The sequence below is a fragment of the Flavobacterium sp. NPDC079362 genome, assembly GCF_050267765.1.
GTDB lineage: Bacteria > Bacteroidota > Bacteroidia > Flavobacteriales > Flavobacteriaceae > Flavobacterium > Flavobacterium azizsancarii.
In genome coordinates, this window is sequence record NZ_JBNNFM010000007.1 from 141581 (window position 1) to 162575 (window position 20995).

The following is a 20995-nucleotide window of genomic DNA, read 5'->3' on the forward strand; positions in this document are numbered from 1 at the left end:
TTTAGAATTTGCATTCTCAAATTACAATAATAAGGTTGAAATTAATTCAAAGTAAAAAGCACTTTAGGTAATAACTTAAAGTGCTTTTTTATTTGGTTTACCCACAGCCTAAAATTTAGAAAAAATCTTTCGTCTAAATCTACTCTCTTGACTCTTTGTTCTTGACTCTTTACTCTATATTCTCTTCCCTCTTAAAATCTTCAAAGCAAAAAGCACTCTAAGTCAGACTCAGAGTGCTTTTTTAATTTTGGTTTATTTGGTTTTGGTTTGTTTTTTTATAAAAATTCTCCGTGTTGAGAAATGTCAAGACCTAATTCTTCTTTTTCTTCAGTAACTCTTAGTGGTGTAATTTTATTTACAACGAAGAATAGGATATATGAACCTACAAAAGCGAAGATAGAAACGATGATCATGGCAGTTAATTGGTTGATGAATAAAGTTGGACTTCCGAAAATCAAACCTTGATTATCTCCAACAGCCGGGTTGATTGCTTTAGAAGCAAAAACACCAGTTAATAACATTCCTACCATACCACCAACACCGTGACAGGCAAAAACATCAAGAGCATCATCGATTTTTCCTTTAGGGAATTTGCTCACTACAAGATTACTTACGATGGCAGAAAAAGCGCCTATAAATATTGCATGCGGAATGCTAACGAAGCCTGCGGCAGGTGTAATAGCAACAAGGCCTACCACAGCTCCGATACATGCACCAAGTGCAGATAATTTGTGTCCAATTATTTTATCAAGGAAAACCCATGCCATTGCAGCAGCGGCAGCAGCAACAGTTGTAGTTCCTAAAGCCTGAACGGCTAATCCGTTTGCTCCAAGTGCAGAACCTGCATTGAAACCAAACCATCCAAACCATAGTAAACCTGTACCTAGTAATACATAAGTAATTCTGGCAGGATTCACTTTCTGGATTTTTCTTTTTCCTAAGAAGATCGCTCCGGCTAACGCAGCCCAACCAGCACTCATGTGTACCACAGTTCCTCCGGCGAAGTCTAATACTCCCATTTTAAAGAAAACTCCATCAGGATGCCAAGTCATGTGTGCCAAAGGAGCATATATAAGTAAGATAAATAAAACCATGAATAATAAATAAGCCCAGAAACGTACACGCTCTGCAAATGCACCAGTGATTAATGCAGGTGTAATGATGGCAAACTTAGCCTGAAATAATGCGAATAACATAAACGGAATAGTTGGGGCAAGACTCCATGCGGTATTAGTACCAACACCCTGAAAAAACAAGTTAGAAGTTGGATCTCCAATGATGCCTCCAATAGTAGGGCCAAATGCTAATCCAAAAGCAACAACAACCCATAAAATAGTTACAATTACCATTGCCATAAAACTTTGCAGCATAGTACTGATAACATTTTTCTTACCTACCATTCCTCCGTAGAAAAATCCTAGTCCTGGTGTCATAAGCAATACAAATGCAGTTGCTACGATCATCCAAGCTGTATCTCCTGTATCAAACTTAACAGCTTCTGCCGGAATAGGGTTATCTGTTAAGATAAAATTCGATATAAAGGTTAGTACCAAAATAGTGATAAGAATCACACTTAAAATAATTTTTCGCATAGTTATTTAGTTTTAAATTTTTTATAAAAGTATAAAATCAATCGACATCCCTATAAAAAATAGGGGCTAATGCTTAATTTTTGTTAATTTTAAAATTTAACCCCCTGTATTTTGCGTGTATTTGTTAAAAAGAACTTAAAATTTGTAATTTGTCAATCTAAAATTCGAAATATTTGCCTTTTTGGAGCTGTGTTAATAAAAAGCAGAGATAATATTTTATGTTTTAAGAGTAATTATGGTTGAATTGTTGCTTAAAAGAATAAAACGTTACCAATTTTAAATAAAAAAGGCATCAGATGATTTCTCAAATGATGCCTTTTTTATAAAAAGAGTTTTTAACTATTTCTGATTGTATTTTGCTTTGAATTTATCGCTCAGCTTGGTTTGGAAAGTCTCTAAATTAATTGTTCTTCCCTGAATAAAAGCTGATGTTAATTTGTTTGTTCGCATATCCAGCGCATCACCTTCAGAGATAAAGAGTGTGGCATCTTTACCGGTTTCTAATGTACCGCAGGTCGCATCTATTCCTAGCAATTTTGCTGTATTAGAAGTAATAAGCTGTAAAGCTTTTTCTTTGTCTAAGCCAAAAGCGGCACAAGTTCCTGCTAAAAAAGGCAGGTTTCTTACACTCATACGTTCGTGATCCCCACTGTTTTCAAGACCAACCACAATACCTTTATCAGTAAGTATTTTTGCCATTTTATAAGGCAGGTTTACATCTTCGTCATCACTGGTTGGTATATCATGAACACGTCTTAGTAAAACACCCACATTGTATTTTTGCAAAACATCAGCTGATTTATAAGCTTCAAATCCTCCTACAATCACAATCTTTTTGATCTGGTTATCAACTGCTAATTGTATGGCGTCTACAATTTGTTTTTCCTCATCTGCGTGTACATAAAGCGTTTGGGTACCATCAAAAAGTCCTTTTGTAGCTTCCAGGACAATGTTTCTGTCTTTTGAAGCAGTTTGGTTGTAAGCCTTTGCATTGACTAAAAAAGCAGTTATTTCCTCAACTTGTTTAGGATATTCTTTATTAGCTTCAATTATTCCAGGTTCAAACCAGGATCCCGATCTTTTAAAATTAGATGGAAAATTAAGATGAATTCCGTCATTCTCTTTTATAATGGCATCTTCCCAACTCCAGGCATCGAGCTGAACCACTGAGGATGTTCCTGAGATGCGACCACCACGAGGTGTTATCTGAGCAATTAAAACACCATTTGGACGAACTGTTTCTACTACTTTCGATTCAGAATTGTATGCAATAATACTTCTTACATTCGGATTAAAACTTCCTATTTCTTCCTCGTCATTTGATGATTTTACAGCATCAATTTCTACCAGACCTAATGTTGCGTTAGGAACAATAAATCCGGGATAAACGTGTTTTCCGCTGGCATCTATAGTCGTATCATATGCATTGGCGGCAAGTCTGATTGTTGTTGCATCAGCTACCAGAGTAATTTTTCCGTCTTTAAAACCAATCGCACTATTCTGAATCACCGTTCCGTTGCCTAAATGGGCTGTGGCATTTAAAATCAAAATGGATTTGGTTTGTTTTGGTGCCGGTATTTGTTGCGCTTTTATTTGCAGCGAAGCACAAAAAGCGATCAACATTATATATATGTTTTTATGTATCATATTATCTGTTTTTATCTTTACGAATTTTCTAAAGCCGTTATTATTGTTCTAAAGTATCACAGTGGTATTCTGTTTTCTCTTTTCTGGTAGGCTGTTGCATGCTCATTCCCTTGTTTTTTTCCTGCAACATTTGTCCAATTAGTACACTTCTTTCTTTAGAAATAGACAATTGTTTTTCAGCATCTTTTTCAATGTCAAAATAAACCACACCATCAATAATTGTTTTTTCGGCTTTAGCATAAATAGACAAAGGATTATCGCTCCATAGGACAACGTCAGCATCTTTGCCCACTTTAAGACTTCCTACTTTATCATCAATATGCAATAATTTAGCAGGATTCAGGGTTACAAATTTCCAGGCATCTTCTTCAGAAATATTTCCGTATTTGACCGCTTTTGCAGCTTCCTGATTCAATCTTCTTGACATTTCTGCATCATCAGAATTATAGGCAACTATTAATCCTTCGTTGTGCATGATTGGTCCGTTGAACGGGATTGCGTCATTTACTTCAAACTTATAAGCCCACCAATCAGAGAAGGTCGAAGCACCAGCTCCGTGTTCTTTCATTTTGTCAGCAACCTTATAACCTTCAAGAATGTGGGTGAAAGTGTTTACTCTAAAATTAAATTTTTCAGTAACATTCATCAACATCAAAATCTCTGATTCTACATAAGAGTGGCAGGTAATAAAACGCTCTTTATTGATAATTTCAGCAATAGTTTGTAATTCTAAGTCAACTCTTGGCGCTTTTCCTTTTTTTGAATTTGCATTGAATTTTTTCCAGCTTTCATCATACTCTTTTGCACGCTGAAAATAATCGGTAAAAACTTGTTCAACTCCCATTCTGGTTTGCGGAAAACGAGTAGGATTATCAATTCCCCAATTGGCTTGTTTTACATTTTCTCCTAAAGCAAATTTGATAAACTTAGGTTGGTTTTTGTATAACATTTCGTCTGGAGACGAACCCCATTTCCATTTTACAATCGCAGAACGGCCACCAATAGGGTTGGCAGATCCGTGTAATAACTGAGAAATGGTTACACCACCGGCAAGATCTCTGTAGATATTAATGTCTTCAGAGTTTACTACATCCTGAATGGTAACTTCGGCAGTTGAGTTATGTCCCATTTCATTAACCCCTTTTGATATAGCGATATGGGAATGTTCATCAATAATTCCGCTTGTGATATGTTTGCCTTTTGCATCAATAACAGTAGCAGTTGCATCCGAAAGGTTTTTACCAACGGCAGCAATTTTTCCGTTTTTAATTAAAACATCTGTTTCAGTCAAAACACCTTCTTTTTCATTTGTCCAAACCGTAGCATTTTTGAATAGTAAAGTCTGAGCCGTCAATTTTTTAGTATCACCAAAAGCAATGTTAGGGTATGTTGTAGGAATAACAGGATTTGGTTTATCTGCTTTGACAGTATCTTTAACAGCAACAAATGCACTGGTTTTCAAAGCTGTCCAAACCAATTCATCTCCGTTTGATAATACTGCTTTTCCGGATAAACTTTCCGGTTTTTCGATAAATCCTGTTAAACGGCTATAATTAGATTTAATAGTATCTGCAGGTTTAATCAAGAGTGAAATCCAATTTTTAGAAACTGAAAAAGTAGTTTTTAATTTTTTGGCATCAGCAGTAGTAATTTCAGATTTTGGTGCATCGACAGTTCCGTCAATTTTCCATTTATAAGTGTCTTTTCCAACAGTTAAGTTATAGTTTCCACGAATATCTTTTGCATTAATATCGTTCACCACATATTTGCTTCCCTGAACCCAGTTTTCGTATAAAACTGTTTTCTCATCGAAGATTTCTCCTGAAGTAATGACAAAATTGGCATAACTGCCCGTTTTTAAACTTCCAATTTCGTTGCTTTTCCCTAGAATCGCTGCCGGAATTGTAGTCAAAGCTTCTAGAGCTTTTGTTTTGTTAAAACCATATTTAATGGCTTTCAGTAAGTTAGGTTTAAAATCTTCTGTCTTTTTTAACTTGTCCGTTGTCAGGGCAAAAACAATTCCGTTCTCTGATAGCACTTTTAAGTTGGTAGGTGCCTGATTCCAGAAACGCATATCAGTCAATTCGATCTGGTTTGATAAATACGGATTTGAGACATCGTATGCTTCCGGGAAACTGATCGGAATAATATATTTAGCATTTGTACTTTTAATTTCTTCGATTCTTTCAAACTCATTTCCACTGCCTTTCAGAATATAGTTCAAGCCAAATTCTTTGGCGATTTTTGCAGCTCTTAAACTATTCAGTTTGTCTTCGGAGGCAAAAATCTGAATTAGTTTTTCATTGTTTGCCAGTGCTTCTAATGATAAATCTTTAGTTTCAGAATTTCCTTTTTTGTACCAATCCAGATCCAGATACATTTGGCGTAACAATGCCATCATACCCATTAATGAGCTTGGATAAGCCTGTTTTGTCAAGGCGCTTTTTGTAAATGCAAAGTGGTTGGTGATTTTATTGGCAATAATTTGTTTACTGTTTTCAGTATTGTTTAATGCGACTAAAATTCCGGTTCCCTGTGCAATTCCGTCAGGAATATGAGTACCTACAACACCAAAACCTGCTTTTAGCAATTCTTCGGCTTTAGGTTGATCGTATTTAAAAGTCTCATAAGTGTTTACTTCCGGTTTCACACTTTCGTTCCAGTAATATCCCACTCTTTTCGTATCGTATAATGGGTTACGATCACGCCCGCGAGAGAGGTTACTTTTTGGTTTTTCAACTCCAAAACTAGTATAAATATCAATAAATGAAGGATAGATTGTTTTTCCTTCAAGATCGATAATAATGCTATTTTTAGGAATAGCCACAGTATTACCAACCGAAACGACTTTACCATCCTGAATCAGTAAAGTTCCTTTTTCGATTTTTTGGGTTGGAGTAACATAAATAGTGGCATTCATAAAAACAGTATAATTTTTGTTTTTATTCTGCACACTTTCATTAACAGGGAAATAGTCTTGAGCATACGTTTTTGTTAAAAAAACGCTCAAAAAGAGTAGGAGTAGGGCTTTTTTCATAGTGTATCTGCAATTTTGTTGCTAAAAATATGAAATATATGTTGTTTAAAATTGATTTTTTTAAATGTTTTTTCTTTATTTAGATAATAATTTAATTAAACGCCTGATAAGTAGCGTTTATAGAAACGTATGAAAAATAACAATAAAATAAAATGGGGAGTTATTGGCTTAGGAAATATTGCAAATCAATTTGCTGCAGATTTATTACTACTAAACGATGCAACGCTATTTGCGGTTGCTTCCAGAAATAGAGATAATGCGATTGACTTTGCTGAAAAGTACAATTGCCCAAAAGTTTATGATTCTTATGAGGCACTTTGTAAGGATGATGAAATTGATATTATTTACATCGCAACGCCGCATAATTCGCATGCCGAATTATCGATCAAGGCATTAGAAAATGGTAAACATGTCTTATGCGAAAAACCAATTGCATTGTCTTATAAAGATGCCATTCGAATGACTGAAGCTTCAGTAAAGTACAATAAATTTTTTATGGAAGCTTTCTGGACCCGCTTTATTCCGTCGGTTCAGGAAGTTCTAACAAAAGTAAATGAAGGAATAATTGGTGATATAAAAAGCGTGAATGCTGACTTTGCTTTTTATGCTGATGAAAAGAATGGAGGAAGACTTTTTGATAAGGATCTTGGCGGAGGAGCACTTTTTGATATTGGCGTTTATCCTTTATTTCTCGCCTATATATTTCTGGGAATTCCTAAAGAAATAATTGCAAAATCTATTCTTCATAAAAACGGAATCGATCTTCAGACTTCAATGATTTTGCAATATGAAAATGCTCAGGCCGTTTTGCAGGCTTCTATAATTTCAGAATCTGATATGAAAGCAACAATAAGTGGAACAGAAGGCTATATTAAACTTAATTCTCCGTGGTTTGTAGCTGACGGATATTCTGTATTTAGAGACCAAAAGGAAACCAATTACAGTTTGCCTAATCTAGGAAAAGGATATACGTACGAAATTCTAGAATGTCATCATTGTATTAGAAACAGTCAAATCGAAAGTGAGTTTTGGTCGCAGCAAAATAGTTTGGATTTGAGTAAGATGGTGGAGGATATAAAAAAACAAATTAGATTAAGTTTTTCTTAATCCGATTTAGATTTTAATAAAAATCACAATAATAAACCCAATCTTCAGTCGTTTTGTTTTTTGCTAAATAAATATTTCCACCGTCAACGATATTTAAATTCGCTTTTTCATCAGAAGCAATCTGAAAAACAAATTCAAAATCATCTCCAAAATCAATTCCGGATTGGCAATATGTTGCATAGCCACCAATTTTGTGACCATAATTGTTTTCGATAATATCGTAATAAGAATCAATAATTCCTGAATCCTCAAGTTGATTAATATTATTGGATATATCATTTGGTATTTCAGGGTCTTCCCAAACCGGATAATCTTTTTCAATTAGTGTATTGGATAACGGAAAAGGTTTTATAAATGAAGCATCATTTTTTAAATCCTTAATTACAATATTATCTAAGTTTTTATATTCACGCAGAACCCAATTATTTTCATTAGGCGTTAAGTCCATCGGGAATTTTTTAGAAATAAAAACGGTAATAATCTTAGATTGTTCTAAAATTTCAGGCACAAAAGGTAATTGATTAAGACACAATTGAAACAGAGGAAGCATCAATTCACCATCATTATCCAAAGGAATTTCTTCATTTTCGTGATATAAATAGACTCTTCCAATCCAACTTTCAGTAAATGAATTTGTTGGTTTAAGACCTCCTGTTGTAAATTGAGTTGCTTTTTTTGCAAGTGCTGATTTTATTTGCGCTTCATTCATCGTATTAGTTTATAAAACTAGAATTAAAAATAGATTTAATAGTTATAATAATAACGTTATAAATTTATCCTTTTTCATGATTAGATATGGGCAATCGTAAATGAATAGATTTTTATACTTAAAATACTGATTTTCTACTCTATATTTTTTTCGATATAATTCGAATTTAATAAATACAAGGCGCCCATATATTTAATATTGAAAGAAACTAAATCGCCCACTTTGTATTTTTGGGTTGAACTCGTAATGTCAATTACCAACATATCAGAGCTGGCATCTACAATTGTGATTTCTTCATCGACAGCTTCTAAATATTGAGGTTGCATGTCGAGTAAGCCAATATCTAGAATAGCTCTTAAAGAAGTTCCGCTAAAATCCTCGGTATCCTGCATAGAAAAAGTATTTCCGGCTACATTTTCGCCTAGTTCTCCTATTGGGATATCCGGTTTTTCGGTTATTTCAATGACTTCTGCAAAAAGTTTAAAGACGTCATTGCGCATGCCTTTAATTGTTTCTCCTGTAAACAAATCTTTTCCAAAAAATAAAGCTTCACCAATTCTAAAGTGGTTTACAGCCATTGGTCGGGCATTTTTTAGAAGTAACGGGATTGCAACAGAAGTTCCGCCGGAAACCCACGGAATTGTAATATTGAATTTAGCTTCGATAAGTTGTTTATACAAGCTCAATTGTATCAGTTTATCCTGTGTTGGCATAACCCCGCTTAAACAATTTAAGTTTGTACCAATTCCACGAATCTCAATATTAGGCATACTAATAACAGTGCCGTAAAATTCGATTAAATCTTCGCCCATCACGCCTTCACGTAAATCTCCCATTTCGATCATAATGATGATTTTATGGATCTTGTTTTGCTTTTTTGCCTCTTCAGATAACATTTGAATCGTGTACAATTCAGTATTAAAACTGACATCGGCATATTTTACAATATTGACAATACTTCGCTTAGCAGGCGGTTTTATATAGACAGTTTGAATAGTGGGATCAAGCGATTTTATCTTTTTTAGATTACTCACACGCGAATCATGAATTTCTTTGACTCCCAGCGAGATAATTTCTTTTAAGTACAGTTTGTTACCGCATAAAAGTTTCGATACAACTCCCCATTGAATGTTTTTTGATTCGAAAAGTGAATTCAGAAAAGTATAGTTTTCTTTTAATTTTTTTCGATATAATTTTATAAATGCCATTAGGCTTTGTTTTTTATTGAATTAATTAATTTGCGTTTATTTAATCAGACGCATTTCAAGATACTTATTAGTAAAACCCAGTTTTTCATAAAGCTTTTTAGCAGGATTGTCCGGTTCTACGTGAAGAGCAATGTTTCCTTCGGCGACAGAAATGGCTTTTTCCATAAGTTTTTTTCCATAACCTTTTCCTCTTTCAGCATTGTCGACAGCTATATAAACCAGGATGTTTTCCGGAATATAATCTTTCATTCCCGTATTATTCAGAATTACGACTCCAACAATTTTTTGGTTGTCCAGACCAATGACAATATTGCCGCCTTTGTCAGGATTCATTGCATAAGCAATAGATTTTAGTATGTCTTGGGTAGTGTCTCCATATTGTTCTAAATGCGTATGTAAAAAAGCAGCAATTATTTCAGGTGTATAGATAGCGTCGTATCCAATAGTTGGATTAAGTAATTTAAATTCCATGTTTTAAATTTTAGATTATTTAGGCTGATAGAAAATTTTCAGCAGATGTAAAAGATGCAAAGTCAATTGCAGGTAAGATTCTTAGAATTAAGAAATCGAAATTATCGATAGAAATCGATGATATTTTCGCAAGATAGGCATAAATAATGGTTTTATTGCAGTCAAAACAGGCCTTTTTGGTTTTTTCAATACTGAAGCCTTATAATATGTATTTCTAAAAGTATTTATTTGTAATAATTTGATTGTTAAATTAAATTAGTTTCATTAGATTTAAAAACATTTAATGAAAGGATCTTATGTTAGTAAAAGTTTATGGAAGTGCCGTTTTTGGAGTTGAAGCTACTACGATTACAGTAGAAGTTCATATGGATAAAGGGATTGGTTATCACTTAGTTGGATTGCCTGACAATGCAATAAAAGAAAGCAGTTACAGAATTGCTGCTGCTCTTAAAAATAACGGATATAGTTTGCCCGGCAAAAAAATAACAATCAATATGGCGCCGGCTGATTTGCGAAAAGAAGGTTCTGCCTACGATTTACCTCTGGCAATGGGAATTTTAGTTGCCTCTGATCAAATAAAAGCACCAGAAATTGCACAATATGTCTCTAGCGTATATTGCAACTTTTCCCATTTCTTTTGTTTAATTATATAGGTCAAATATATACCACACATTTTACATACGCAACAAATGGAGCGCTTGTTGGTGGAGGAAGTTATCCGCAGCCCGGCGAAATTTTGATGGCGCACAATGGTGTTTTGTTTTTAGACGAATTACCGGAATTCAAACGTGATGTTTTAGAAGTAATGCGCCAGCCACTTGAAGATCGTGAGGTCACAATTTCGCGTGCTAAATTTACCGTGACTTATCCTTCTTCGTTTATGTTGGTAGCAAGTATGAACCCAAGTCCCAGTGGTTTTTTTAATGATCCCAATATGCCAAATACCTCATCTCCGCACGAAATGCAGCGTTATCTGAGTAAGATTTCCGGACCTTTATTAGACAGAATCGATATTCATATAGAGGTAACTCCTGTTCCTTTTGAAAAATTAGCCGATGATCGAAAATCCGAAAGCAGTGTCGAAATCAGAAAGCGGGTTACAGCAGCGCGCGAAATTCAAACCAAGCGATTCGAAGCAATGGAAAACATACATTATAATGCCCAAATGAGCAGTAAACTAATTCGGGAATATTGTGCTCTTGACGACCAGTCAAAAGAATTATTAAAAACTGCTATGGAACGATTGAATCTTTCTGCCCGTGCCTACGATAGAATCCTCAAAGTGGCGAGAACAATAGCAGATCTTGATGCCACGGCAATTGTAATTTCGCAACACATTGCCGAAGCCATTCAATATAGAAGTCTGGATCGTGATGGCTGGTTGGGGTAATATAGATTTCAGATTTTGAATTGTTGGATTTTGAACCCTCAGTAGCAGAAAATCAATTTTCATAAAACCTCCAGTCTCGTTGTACACTATATCTTTTTCTGTCTAAAGAAGCCAGAAAAAGGATGTCGTTTCCATCGGGGCTAAGTGAGAGGTTTATTTTTTATAAGAATAAAAAGTTACATCTTTAATATAAGATGCGAAACCATTTAAGCTATTCCGTAACCTTTTTGTATTCAAAAGTTCCTATTTGCGGAGTTGTAATGATATGTTTGTTGGCATAAAAATAGTCTATTGAAAACTTTACGGGCATCATAGCCAGAGTAATAGTAAGCTCAGAATTATCTTTAGATAATTTCTATTTTGCTTTATGTGATTCATCGCCAACAATACTTTCAAAATCTCCATTTTCTTTGAAAACCTGGAAAACCTGATCCGTTTTATAATAGTCTTTTATATCTTTTTCCTTGCCTTTCTTTACCCACTTTACCAATTGCCATTTACCAATAAGTTCTTTAGAGGTTTGAGCATTTACAGAGAAACCAACTAAACAAATGAAGATTAAAAATATTTTTTTCATAATGATAATGATATTAGTACTGTAAAGTAAATTTACTGATTTTTAGAAATATTCCAAAAACTCATTTTTCTTCTCGTTACAAAACCTAGTTTTTTGTATAAAGCTATTGCTCCAATATTACTTTCAACTACATGAAGGTAAGGCGTTTTATTCTCATTAAAAATTCTATTCACAACATGTGCAATCAATTGTTTTGCATAACCTTTTCCGGTGTGGTCAGGATAAGTAATAATAGCGCTTACTTCTGTAAAGTCGTTCATTTTCATTCGTTCACCAGTAATAGCTATTAATTGATTGTCTTTGAAAATCCCATAATAATTGCCTAATTCAGCTGTTTTATTTTTGAAATATCCTGGCTGAACCAGGTTAACCAATTGAACTAATTCGTCATTGTATTCTTCAGTAATTTTTACAATCTCAGTAGTTATGGGCAGCTCTATTTTGTTGTAAATAATCATTTGAAGACAGACTAACTCTTTCGCAATTTTTAGAGAGTCACTGATTTTAGGTTTTTCTCCAACAATAAAGAAACTTTCTGCCAGTGCTGAATATTGATTAGCTGCTTCTAAAGTGCTTTCCGGATTTACAAAACCTCCAAACGGGCAATGATCAGGACTGTAAAATTTAGTTGAATTATAATCAATTGCAAATGTTGCATGACTTTCAGACAAGGAATACCAAACGGGATTGTCTAATTTGTTTTCTTCTGTATTTTTCATTTCTGTAAAATTTGGTTTTCATTTCAAAATATTCGTTTCTATTCTTTTGTCTGCGGATAAAAGAATTTAAATGAATTTGAAGCAGCGGGATGCAAAATAGTAACATGATTCTCCTGTGGGAAATAATCAAAGTACACTTTTATGTTTTTACTTTTAGTAGCTTTAATTTTTTCAGCCAGTAGATTAGCATCTACTTCCATCACTCTCGGGATTTCTGTTGGTGTAAGTCCTTCTTTACCAACAGCGATATAAATATCAGTTTGCTGATTAAAATTTTCCTGAAAAATTGTGCTTTCCTGGTTTAATAAAGAACCATTATCCCACCAGATACTAGGACTCACAATAACATATTTATTAAAAAGAGTTGGTTTCTTTAATAAAATTTCCGTTTCTAATAATCCGCCTAATGATTGGCCAATAATAGTTTTAGAATGGGTTGTTTTGTATTTTTTGTCAATAAACGGCTGTAATTCTTTTTCGATAAAAGCAATAAATTTATCCGAATGTCCTGAAGTAGCAAAACGCTTTTTATCTTTTTCGATATTCGTTGGATAAGTAAAATCTCTTCTTCTGTCTACAGTTGCAATTCCCACAACAATTGATTTTGGAACCTGATTGATCCATTCAAAACTATTGAACTGTACTAATCCTGCAATATGTATAAAGTCTTCGTCAGCCGAGCCATCCAATAAATAAATTACAGGATATTTTGTTGTGTGTTCTGCTTTATAACCTTCGGGAAGATAAATGTTCAGGATTCTTTTTTCGCCCAGTTCTTTCGATTGTATTTCGTCTATAACGCCTAAAACAAAAGGTTTGCTGGTATCTGTAGATTTAGATTTGGTAGTTTGACTAAAAAGTAATGTTGAGGTGAAAAGGAAAAAGGCAAGGGAAATAATTTTGTTCATTGGGTGGTATTTAAATCGTTCAGAATTTTGAACTTTTTATGAGAGTATTCGTGGACTAAAATACAAATTTAAGACATTCTAAATTTTTACAAACATCAAATTGAAATTTTAAAACAAGTTATAAAACAAATCCCTATCATTAATTAATGATAGGGATTTGTGAAGTTTAAAGGCATGAAATGTTTTAAAAAAAGGAATATCCCAATATTAAGGATGCTGTTGAATAAGAAGAATCCAGGAATAGATAATTTTTTAGAATAGTTCTGTTTATTAAGTATCTGAATTCTATGCTGTATTTGTCGTGGAGTTTTCCTCCAATTCCTAAAGCGAAAGTACTACCGGATTTAATATCAAGAGAATTTATTATCGACCCATCTTTTCGCGAAAATTCGATTTTTGAATTTGAGCCAAAATCAATGAGATAAGATGCATTTATAAATATTTTAGAATCATTTTTAAGAAAAAAGTAATGTCTGACACCTATTGGTAATTCAACAGACTTGTAATCAACTTTTGCGGTAATTTCTCCACCTACTAAAGAAGTAGTTTCATTTGTTTTTTCTGCTTTATAAAATTGATAAGTAGGCTCTACGGTTAATGACCATTTATTTCTATTGAATGGCAAAATAAACTCTGCTTCAACGCCCAAACTTAAACTTGATTTAGAATCAAATTCAAAATTATAAAGATCTGTATTTGAATTGCTGATAGATAATGAACTATTGTTTAATCTTGGTCTAACTGTTAAATTAAATAAATCTTTTTTTTCTTTTTTCTCAAATTCGGTAAAATTTGTATCACTGCATTTATTATATTTTATAAAAAATTTGAGCAAGGCACGGCGATCGTAGCTCAAATTTTCATAATCTCTTTGAAGTATATTATCGCACTTCAGGTCAATAAAAAGTTGTTCTCTGAAATAATTATTTTTGGCAATAGAAGAATTTCCGTTTATAAGATAAGGTTTGTAGACCAATTGTTTTATTTCTGCATCATTAACTTTATAAAAGAAACGAGTTAAGCTTCCTTCGTCATACATATAAAGAGATGCTTTTCCTTCAATAAGTACTTTTAGCAATAAAGTCTCTTCCTTAAAAACCGGATCTTTATCCGTACTCATATTTTCTATGAATTTTGAAGATCGGTCTATTTTTAATGAAGTTCTAATGTATTTACTTTCGCCTGAGATTGCAAATTCTTTTATAGTCTTAATATCCGCAATAATGATGTCTTGACTTTCAGGTAGTTTGTATTTGAAACTAGTTGGTATGTTTTTCCAGTCTAAATTTTCAATTAGGCAATCTGTTTTTTTATTATTTTGATCAATGAAATATCCATTTTCGTAAGTTATTTGCGAATAAGAATTTATACTAAGAACAAGGGTAAGAACAAGGAATAGAATTTGTTTTTTCATTAAGATTTGGGATTGTAATTATAGCTTAAAGCCCAAAAGTAATAGGTAAAAATTTGTTTTCATTACGGGAAACCGTAAAAATTGTTTTAATTTATGCAAAAAGGACACACAAGAAATTTACGCATCTTTTTTATTTTTAGATGAATTTGAAGTAAAAACAGCATCCAAGCCTTCCAGGGCAATTGTAAAGCCTTCTTTGAATCCCATTTTGATTATTTTTTCCAGATCAGAAAGATTTTCATGCTTAATAGCGATGTCAACAATAGTGCTGTCTCCTTGTTCTGCAAAACTCACATTCCAGTCAGAGCGTGGAAAAGCTGCATTCAAATTTCCTTCGCTGTCAGAAAAAGCATCCAGATATTTAAAATTAGTCTTTGGAGTTATAGAAGTAAAATCGGCTAAAGCCCAATGTTCTTCTCCAGCAGGACCAACCATGGCATAAAGTCTTTGTCCGCCTTCCTTAAATTCCATACGTTTTGTTTTAGATTTCCATGGGGCAGGTGCCCACCATTGATCTAAAATTTCAGGTTCTGTCCATGCTGACCAAACATTGGCAAGAGATGCATTGAACTCACGTTTTACATTTACCGTACTTGTTTCTTTGTCTACAGTAAAATTCATTAAGAGATTAGATTTCATTTTCTTAAAATTTTAAATTCATTACTATTTTACTTTTGTACTTCAAGGATTTTATCCAACGTTTCCATAGTGCTTGTAAATCCTTCTTTAAAGCCCATTTCAATTATTTTTTCTAAATCAGATAAGCTATCTCGTTTAATTTCAATAGCAACAATTACGTAATTTCCTTGTTCGGAAAAATTGACATTCCAATAAGAACTTCCAAAAGTTGAATCAGGATTGCCTTCAGCATCACAAAAAGTAGCAGAATATTTAAAATTGGTTTTTGGAGAAATCGAGGTATAATCAATAAGTCCCCATCGTTCCTGATTTTCAGGACCAACCATGGCATACAATCTTTGTCCGCCTGCTCTAAATTCCATGCGTTTTGTTTTAGATGTAAATGGGGCAGGAGCCCACCATTGATCTAAAATTTCAGCTTCTGTCCATGCTGACCAAACATTGGCAAGCGATGCGTTGAACTCACGTTTTATATTCACCGTTATAGTTTCCTTGTTTACGGAAAAATTCATTAAGAGATTAGATTTCATTTTCTTTAGATTTTAGGTTCATTAACACATGATCAAGTTGACTGAATCGGTTTTCCCAAATTTCCTTAAACTGTTCCAGCCATTTGTCAACTTCTTTCATTTTGTCAATTTTAAGTTGATAATAGATTTCTCTGCCTATTTTTTTTTCGTCTAATAAGTCGCATTCGTTGAGAATTTTAATATGTTTCGAAACGGCTTGTCTCGTTGTATTAAACTGCTCTGCAATTGCATTTGGGGTTAAAGCAGTAGTAGCCACTAATACTAAGATGGCCCGACGGGTTGGGTCGGCAATAGCCTGAAATATATCTCGTTTCATTTTTGATTTATTTAAATACGCAACTAATCAGTTGCAAATATACATAACATTTTGATTAGTAGTATGTTTTTTTTATTTTATGATTTTCTGTAAAAAAAAAATAGAGACATACAATTTTGTACATCTCTATTAAAATAAGGTCAGGGTTTATGTTCACCGCCTATTAATTGTCCCAATTTTCTATTATGTTTTTATTCCACAAGTCTTCGGCAAACTGTCTAAAGACTTTTGGAGCTTTCTTAAAATTGTCATCAAATTTAAATTCACCGCCTTCAAATAATCTTTTTCCGTTATCATCAGTTCCAAATTCAACTTTGTTGCGTCCTCGCATAGCATATTTCTGGTTGCCTTCGTACATAATAATCTTCATATCGCACGGGCTTACATCTCCATGACAAACCGTTTTATACATTAGCCATATTTCAGCGATACCATTTTTATCTAAGTCTGTAATTTTAAAAGTATTTTTGACAAAAGCCGCTATAATATCTACCGGACAATCGGCAATAAAATCCTTTACTCTCCAGGTTTGTTTCGCTTCGTTATTCGATATTATAAAATGGTAGGCATATAACTCAGCATCACTGCTGTCTTCAAATTCGTGTCCCTGTTTTTCATTTTTGTAAATACCCGTTTCAGTTGTGATTACAATATTATCTCCTGAATTATCTTTCCAGCGAACAGCATTTTTAATAAAACCTTCGTATTTTATTGAACGGGGAAATTGTGTCGAATCAATTTTTGTTACAACTAAAGGTTGATTTTTTGAAACGTTTAGCGTTGTATTATCAGATGTTTTTGGCTGTTCTTTTTTCTCCTCTTTACAACCTGAAAATGCTATAATAAGTATTAATAAAATTGCAATTTTTCTCATGTGTTCATTCATCAACATTTTTTTAAAGGATATAGGATTTTGATACAATACGCTTAAAATGTAATATGTTTTTGCTTATTCTATTTGCATACCGCTTTCGGCATCAAATTGTTTTCTTTCGCTTTCAGACATTTTGTTTCTTAGTACTTTTATCGTGTAACCGCCAAACAGTTTTCCGTTTTCAATATACATCCAGTCGCTAATGTTTTTACTGTCGACGTTTATGGTATCCCCAATTTTATAATCTGTAATATATTCAGGTTCATTATCTAAAATTCCGGAATATTTGCCATCTTTAAACTCAACATTAGTTAACCAGATATGCTCAGCATCGGTTTCATTTTGAAATTTAACTTTCAAAGATTTAACTTCAATTTCCGGATTAAGTAAAGCAGTATTAAAATCTGCTAAGGTTTGGTTCGCTTTTTCTATTGCTTCATTCATATCTGTATCACTGCCTTTAACATTGTAGATATCCGGCTGGTCTTTTCTTTCGACCTTATCAGAATTTTTACAGCTGATAAAACAAAACAGAATTAAAGTAATCAGGATTTTGGTTTTCATTTTTTGATTGTATTAAATTGTTTTTTTGGTCAGAAATTTTATCCTCTGAATTTATTTCTGACAATAATATCTTTAAGTCTCGCTTTTAGATCTTCGCCGGTATCATAAACCATTTGATCATTATTAGGGAAAGGCACAGCACGTTTATTAAAATAATTCATATAATTATCCTCACAAGCACTTCTGTCGCCTTTATACGTAGAGTAAACATTTTCGAAAATAAATTCGCTCGTGACCGGAAATGATTGTAACAGCGCATTTATGCGAACATCAACATAATCTACTTTTGCCGTTATCTGGCAGGATTTAAACTGTCTGAATTCGTAGATATTTGCTCTAAGCCATCTGTAGTTGTCGACCTTTATCTCTTTGCCCAGACTATCTTTTACAGGTCTTCCGCGGCTGTCAAGAAGAGTTTTTATACCATCTTTGACTTGTCTTTCTTTAATGAATTCTTTCTCCTTGATTTGCTCCGGCGAAATATTAATTTGTCTAAAGTTGATTATCAGGCTATAATCGTAAGTAATATTTTTTTGTCTGGCACTATGATAAACCGTCCATTTATCATTTAAACCGTAAGTTTTAAAATCCAGTAAATCATCCTGAAGCATTTTTGGGATCACCATATTAGTTTCGTTTGTGGCATATACATCAACGAAATCAGTTCCTTTGAACTGGGCGTCATCCATCATTTTTTTCGTGTTCTTGTAGCCCGGACTAAGACTTTCAAGATAGAAAAGATCATCATATGCGAGTCTGAAATCCAGTTTGTTTTTTGATTTTAAAAGAACAGAAGCTTTGTCATATAAATATTTCGTAAGCGCAATTTTACTGCTCACAATCTGATCTGAATAATTATCAAATGCAAAAGAAGCATTTTTTCCCTGTTTCAATAAAGGCAACGGCAATAACGGTCTTATTTTTTCCTGACGGTTATTCAACTGCAAATAAGTATTATAAACACGTTCAGAATTTGTTGGTGTAGCTTCTTTAATCATCAAATCGAGATCACGCAAATCCCTGTCCTTTGCTTTTGCAAAAGCTTCTTCCAGCAAATAGACATAATCTTGTTTTCCTTTAGCGTCTTTTTTGGTTCTCAATGCCTCGACAGCACGGTCTATGGCACCATCATAATTACCATCGCTTAGCAATGATTGCGTGGTTTTTACGCCACATGACGAAAGGGCTAAAAATAATATGGAGAATAGTAATCCGAATTTTTTCATTCTAAAGGCGATTGATTTTAAAGGTGTAAATATATCGGTTTTTAGATGAATTCAAATAGTGTAAATTTTAAATTTCAGGAGCAGGAATTTTAGTTCACAAAAGGAACAATTGTCCCGCTTTCGCCTTTATCGCTTGGTACCGATAATTATCGGGAATTCGAGGATACGGGCTCTATTGGGGCTAGATTAGAATTTTAGTTTTTTATAAGGGTTGAGACGCAATAGGATGCGCCTTTATGTATTTACCTGAAGATCCTTTTATTTAGGCCAGAACAAAATATTAAATTTGTGTCCATCCGGATCAGAGAATCCAAAGAAATATCCTTTTTCAATACTTTGAGGTTCAGCGAAAATCTTTCCACCTGCATTTTTAACATTCAGTAACCATTGATGTACTTCGTCTACGCTTTCGGCCGAAAGAGAGAAAATAACTTCATTACCCACTTTTAAGTCGGCAGCTTCACTACTAATAGCCCACTTAAACTTTTCTTTTATAAAAAAATGAATTATAAAATCATCCTGTCCAAAAGTAAAACTGGTCAATTCTGTATTGGTACCATTGGGTTTAAAACCTAGTTCGCTGTAGAATTTGGTTGTTCGCGCCAGATCTTCTACACCCAAATTGGCCCATATTTTTTTAGTTTTCATAGTAAAGATTTAAAAAATTAGAACTTAGTTTCGACCATTAAATAATAATCGAACAATAAATTTATGAATTTTTAAATTAATAATTATAGAAACGTTGATATACAGCGGTTTGTCTAACGTGTGATAAAATTATTCCCGCTGAATCCATTCGTATTTGTTGTTTTTTAGGTAAATGATACCACCTCCGCAGCTTTCTTCGGCGTGAATAAATATACCGTCATTGGGAAGTTTGATTTTATCTTCGTCCTTTATTTCTTCATCGCCCATTATTTCGCCTTCGTCACTTATGTTATTCCAGTAAACTTCATTTTTTGGCGCTTTTTCGAAAATTCCCACCCAGTCAATTTCGTCAAAACCTTGTTTCAAAACAGTATTTCCCATTCCCAGATAGTCGGTTCGTTTTCCGTTACCGAATATGATCCTTAGACCACTTTTGTTATTATTGGTACTTCTGACAATTTCGACAGTTTCATTTTTCCCGTCGCCATCTAAATCACATAGAATTTTGTTTTTTTTATGTTTGGCCGAAATTACAATAGTATCTGAACTGTTTTTTACAATTTCTTTTTCCTCAGGTATTTGCACAGTATCTTGCACAGAAACTTGTATTTTTTCGGTTTCTGTTTTTTGATCTTTTTTACAGGAAATAAGTATTAAGGCAGATAGAATTAGAATTGTGGTTTTCATGATTTATAAAAAAGGGTTAAAGTATTAATTAATAATTTCGTTAGCAATTTTGAAAACTTTATTGTCGAGATTTGACTCAGCTAATTTCAAAACACAAATATAATTGTTCAGACAAAGATTGTTATTTTATTTATTTTTTTTTACAGATCTTACAATTAAAGTATAAATCGTCAAAATCTGAAAAGTAATAAAAATTTTAAATTTGTAAATTTTTATTTACAAAATATTATAATAGCAATATCTTTGCTAATCGATATTGTTTTCAATTCTGACCTAAGAAAAGAAAAAAACAGACGAACAATCAATTAAAAACTTAACCATAGTACAATCTAATGGATTTAAATACAGTAACAAAAAAAGTGGAAATGGTTTCTGATCAGTACGAGAAAAACTGCAATATAAAAAGGGACGCCGATTGGTATATTTTGAAATTGCAGGAAGAAATAGGAGAGTTGACCCAAAATTATCTTTCGTATACAGGGAGAGGAAGAAGCAGAAATCTGACACAAGAAGAATTAAAAAAGAACATTGCGAATGAAGTCGCTGATGTGCTTGGGCAAATTTTATTATTTGCCAATTATCACAATATTGATGTAGAGAAGGCTATGGAAGATAAATGGTTTTCGTACCTGAAATAGATTTATATTAGAGTTTTATTGATTGTAGAGACGCACAACAACTCGACTGAATTACAGCAAAAAATGCACAAAGATCAAAAGTGATATTTGTGCA

Annotated in this window: 20 protein-coding genes and 1 pseudogene; 3 read left to right on the forward strand and 18 right to left on the reverse strand. The window is 33.3% G+C overall.

Annotated elements, in window-relative coordinates:
- Positions 1-275: 275 nt before the first annotated feature.
- From ACQKCJ_RS09175 to ACQKCJ_RS09185, 3 genes are all read right to left on the reverse strand, one after another.
- Positions 276-1592: an ammonium transporter gene (locus ACQKCJ_RS09175; protein ID WP_271335479.1), complete on the reverse strand. Its 1317-nt coding sequence runs from the start codon at positions 1590-1592 to the stop codon at positions 276-278.
- A gap of 339 nt (positions 1593-1931) precedes the next feature.
- A complete protein-coding gene (locus tag ACQKCJ_RS09180; RefSeq protein ID WP_427401889.1) occupies positions 1932-3239 on the reverse strand; it encodes an amidohydrolase family protein in 1308 nt (435 codons plus the stop codon).
- Between the two features lie 40 nt (positions 3240-3279).
- Positions 3280-6276 (reverse strand): amidohydrolase family protein, encoded by a 2997-nt coding sequence (locus ACQKCJ_RS09185; RefSeq protein ID WP_271335477.1) that lies wholly within the window; start codon positions 6274-6276, stop codon positions 3280-3282.
- 129 nt (positions 6277-6405) lie between these two features.
- On the opposite strand from ACQKCJ_RS09185, the gene ACQKCJ_RS09190 reads away from it, so the two are divergent.
- Entirely contained in the window at positions 6406-7383 is a 978-nt protein-coding gene (locus tag ACQKCJ_RS09190) for a Gfo/Idh/MocA family protein (RefSeq protein ID WP_427401890.1), read from the forward strand.
- Between the two features lie 13 nt (positions 7384-7396).
- On the opposite strand, the gene ACQKCJ_RS09195 is transcribed toward ACQKCJ_RS09190, so the two are convergent.
- The 3 genes from ACQKCJ_RS09195 to ACQKCJ_RS09205 form a co-directional block, all read right to left on the reverse strand.
- The gene (locus tag ACQKCJ_RS09195; protein WP_427401891.1) at positions 7397-8092 is read right to left on the reverse strand and encodes a DUF1963 domain-containing protein; all 696 of its coding nucleotides are present in this window, start codon (positions 8090-8092) and stop codon (positions 7397-7399) included.
- 134 nt (positions 8093-8226) lie between these two features.
- Positions 8227-9300: an alanine/ornithine racemase family PLP-dependent enzyme gene (locus ACQKCJ_RS09200; RefSeq protein ID WP_271335474.1), complete on the reverse strand. Its 1074-nt coding sequence runs from the start codon at positions 9298-9300 to the stop codon at positions 8227-8229.
- 36 nt (positions 9301-9336) lie between these two features.
- Entirely contained in the window at positions 9337-9771 is a 435-nt protein-coding gene (locus tag ACQKCJ_RS09205) for a GNAT family N-acetyltransferase (protein WP_427401892.1), read from the reverse strand.
- Positions 9772-10067: 296 nt separating this feature from the next.
- Here ACQKCJ_RS09205 and ACQKCJ_RS09210 point away from each other — a divergent pair.
- Positions 10068-11161 (forward strand): annotated as a pseudogene (locus ACQKCJ_RS09210) (YifB family Mg chelatase-like AAA ATPase).
- 355 nt (positions 11162-11516) lie between these two features.
- Here the strand turns inward: ACQKCJ_RS09210 and ACQKCJ_RS09215 are convergent.
- The 12 genes from ACQKCJ_RS09215 to ACQKCJ_RS09270 all read right to left on the reverse strand — a co-directional run bounded on the left by ACQKCJ_RS09215 (position 11517) and on the right by ACQKCJ_RS09270 (position 20263).
- Entirely contained in the window at positions 11517-11738 is a 222-nt protein-coding gene (locus tag ACQKCJ_RS09215) for a hypothetical protein (protein ID WP_271335472.1), read from the reverse strand.
- Positions 11739-11770: 32 nt separating this feature from the next.
- Positions 11771-12457, reverse strand: coding sequence for a GNAT family N-acetyltransferase (locus ACQKCJ_RS09220; RefSeq protein WP_271335471.1), 687 nt, complete (start codon positions 12455-12457; stop codon positions 11771-11773).
- 38 nt (positions 12458-12495) lie between these two features.
- Positions 12496-13365 carry an alpha/beta hydrolase gene (locus tag ACQKCJ_RS09225; protein WP_427401893.1) on the reverse strand — a complete coding sequence of 290 codons (870 nt, stop codon included), beginning with the start codon at positions 13363-13365 and terminating at the stop codon, positions 12496-12498.
- A gap of 184 nt (positions 13366-13549) precedes the next feature.
- The gene (locus tag ACQKCJ_RS09230; RefSeq protein ID WP_427401894.1) at positions 13550-14779 is read right to left on the reverse strand and encodes a tRNA modification GTPase; all 1230 of its coding nucleotides are present in this window, start codon (positions 14777-14779) and stop codon (positions 13550-13552) included.
- A 117-nt stretch (positions 14780-14896) separates the two neighbouring features.
- The gene (locus ACQKCJ_RS09235; protein ID WP_427401895.1) at positions 14897-15418 is read right to left on the reverse strand and encodes an SRPBCC family protein; all 522 of its coding nucleotides are present in this window, start codon (positions 15416-15418) and stop codon (positions 14897-14899) included.
- Between the two features lie 29 nt (positions 15419-15447).
- Positions 15448-15948 carry an SRPBCC family protein gene (locus ACQKCJ_RS09240; protein WP_427401896.1) on the reverse strand — a complete coding sequence of 167 codons (501 nt, stop codon included), beginning with the start codon at positions 15946-15948 and terminating at the stop codon, positions 15448-15450.
- Complete coding sequence (locus tag ACQKCJ_RS09245) at positions 15938-16264, reverse strand: ArsR/SmtB family transcription factor (protein WP_271335466.1); 327 nt, start codon at positions 16262-16264, stop codon at positions 15938-15940. Before ACQKCJ_RS09245 ends, ACQKCJ_RS09240 begins: the two co-directional genes overlap by 11 nt.
- Before the next feature lie 163 nt (positions 16265-16427).
- Complete coding sequence (locus ACQKCJ_RS09250) at positions 16428-17138, reverse strand: M949_RS01915 family surface polysaccharide biosynthesis protein (protein WP_427401905.1); 711 nt, start codon at positions 17136-17138, stop codon at positions 16428-16430.
- Between the two features lie 75 nt (positions 17139-17213).
- Complete coding sequence (locus ACQKCJ_RS09255; RefSeq protein WP_427401897.1) at positions 17214-17702, reverse strand: YegJ family protein; 489 nt, start codon at positions 17700-17702, stop codon at positions 17214-17216.
- Between the two features lie 38 nt (positions 17703-17740).
- Positions 17741-18928, reverse strand: a complete 1188-nt coding sequence (locus ACQKCJ_RS09260; protein ID WP_427401898.1) for a hypothetical protein — start codon at positions 18926-18928, stop codon at positions 17741-17743.
- Between the two features lie 258 nt (positions 18929-19186).
- Entirely contained in the window at positions 19187-19576 is a 390-nt protein-coding gene (locus ACQKCJ_RS09265; RefSeq protein ID WP_271335461.1) for a VOC family protein, read from the reverse strand.
- A gap of 129 nt (positions 19577-19705) precedes the next feature.
- Positions 19706-20263 (reverse strand): hypothetical protein, encoded by a 558-nt coding sequence (locus ACQKCJ_RS09270; RefSeq protein WP_427401899.1) that lies wholly within the window; start codon positions 20261-20263, stop codon positions 19706-19708.
- 332 nt (positions 20264-20595) lie between these two features.
- Here ACQKCJ_RS09270 and ACQKCJ_RS09275 point away from each other — a divergent pair, with 332 nt between their 5' ends.
- The gene (locus tag ACQKCJ_RS09275) at positions 20596-20901 is read left to right on the forward strand and encodes a MazG nucleotide pyrophosphohydrolase domain-containing protein (RefSeq protein WP_271335459.1); all 306 of its coding nucleotides are present in this window, start codon (positions 20596-20598) and stop codon (positions 20899-20901) included.
- Positions 20902-20995: the final 94 nt, after the last annotated feature.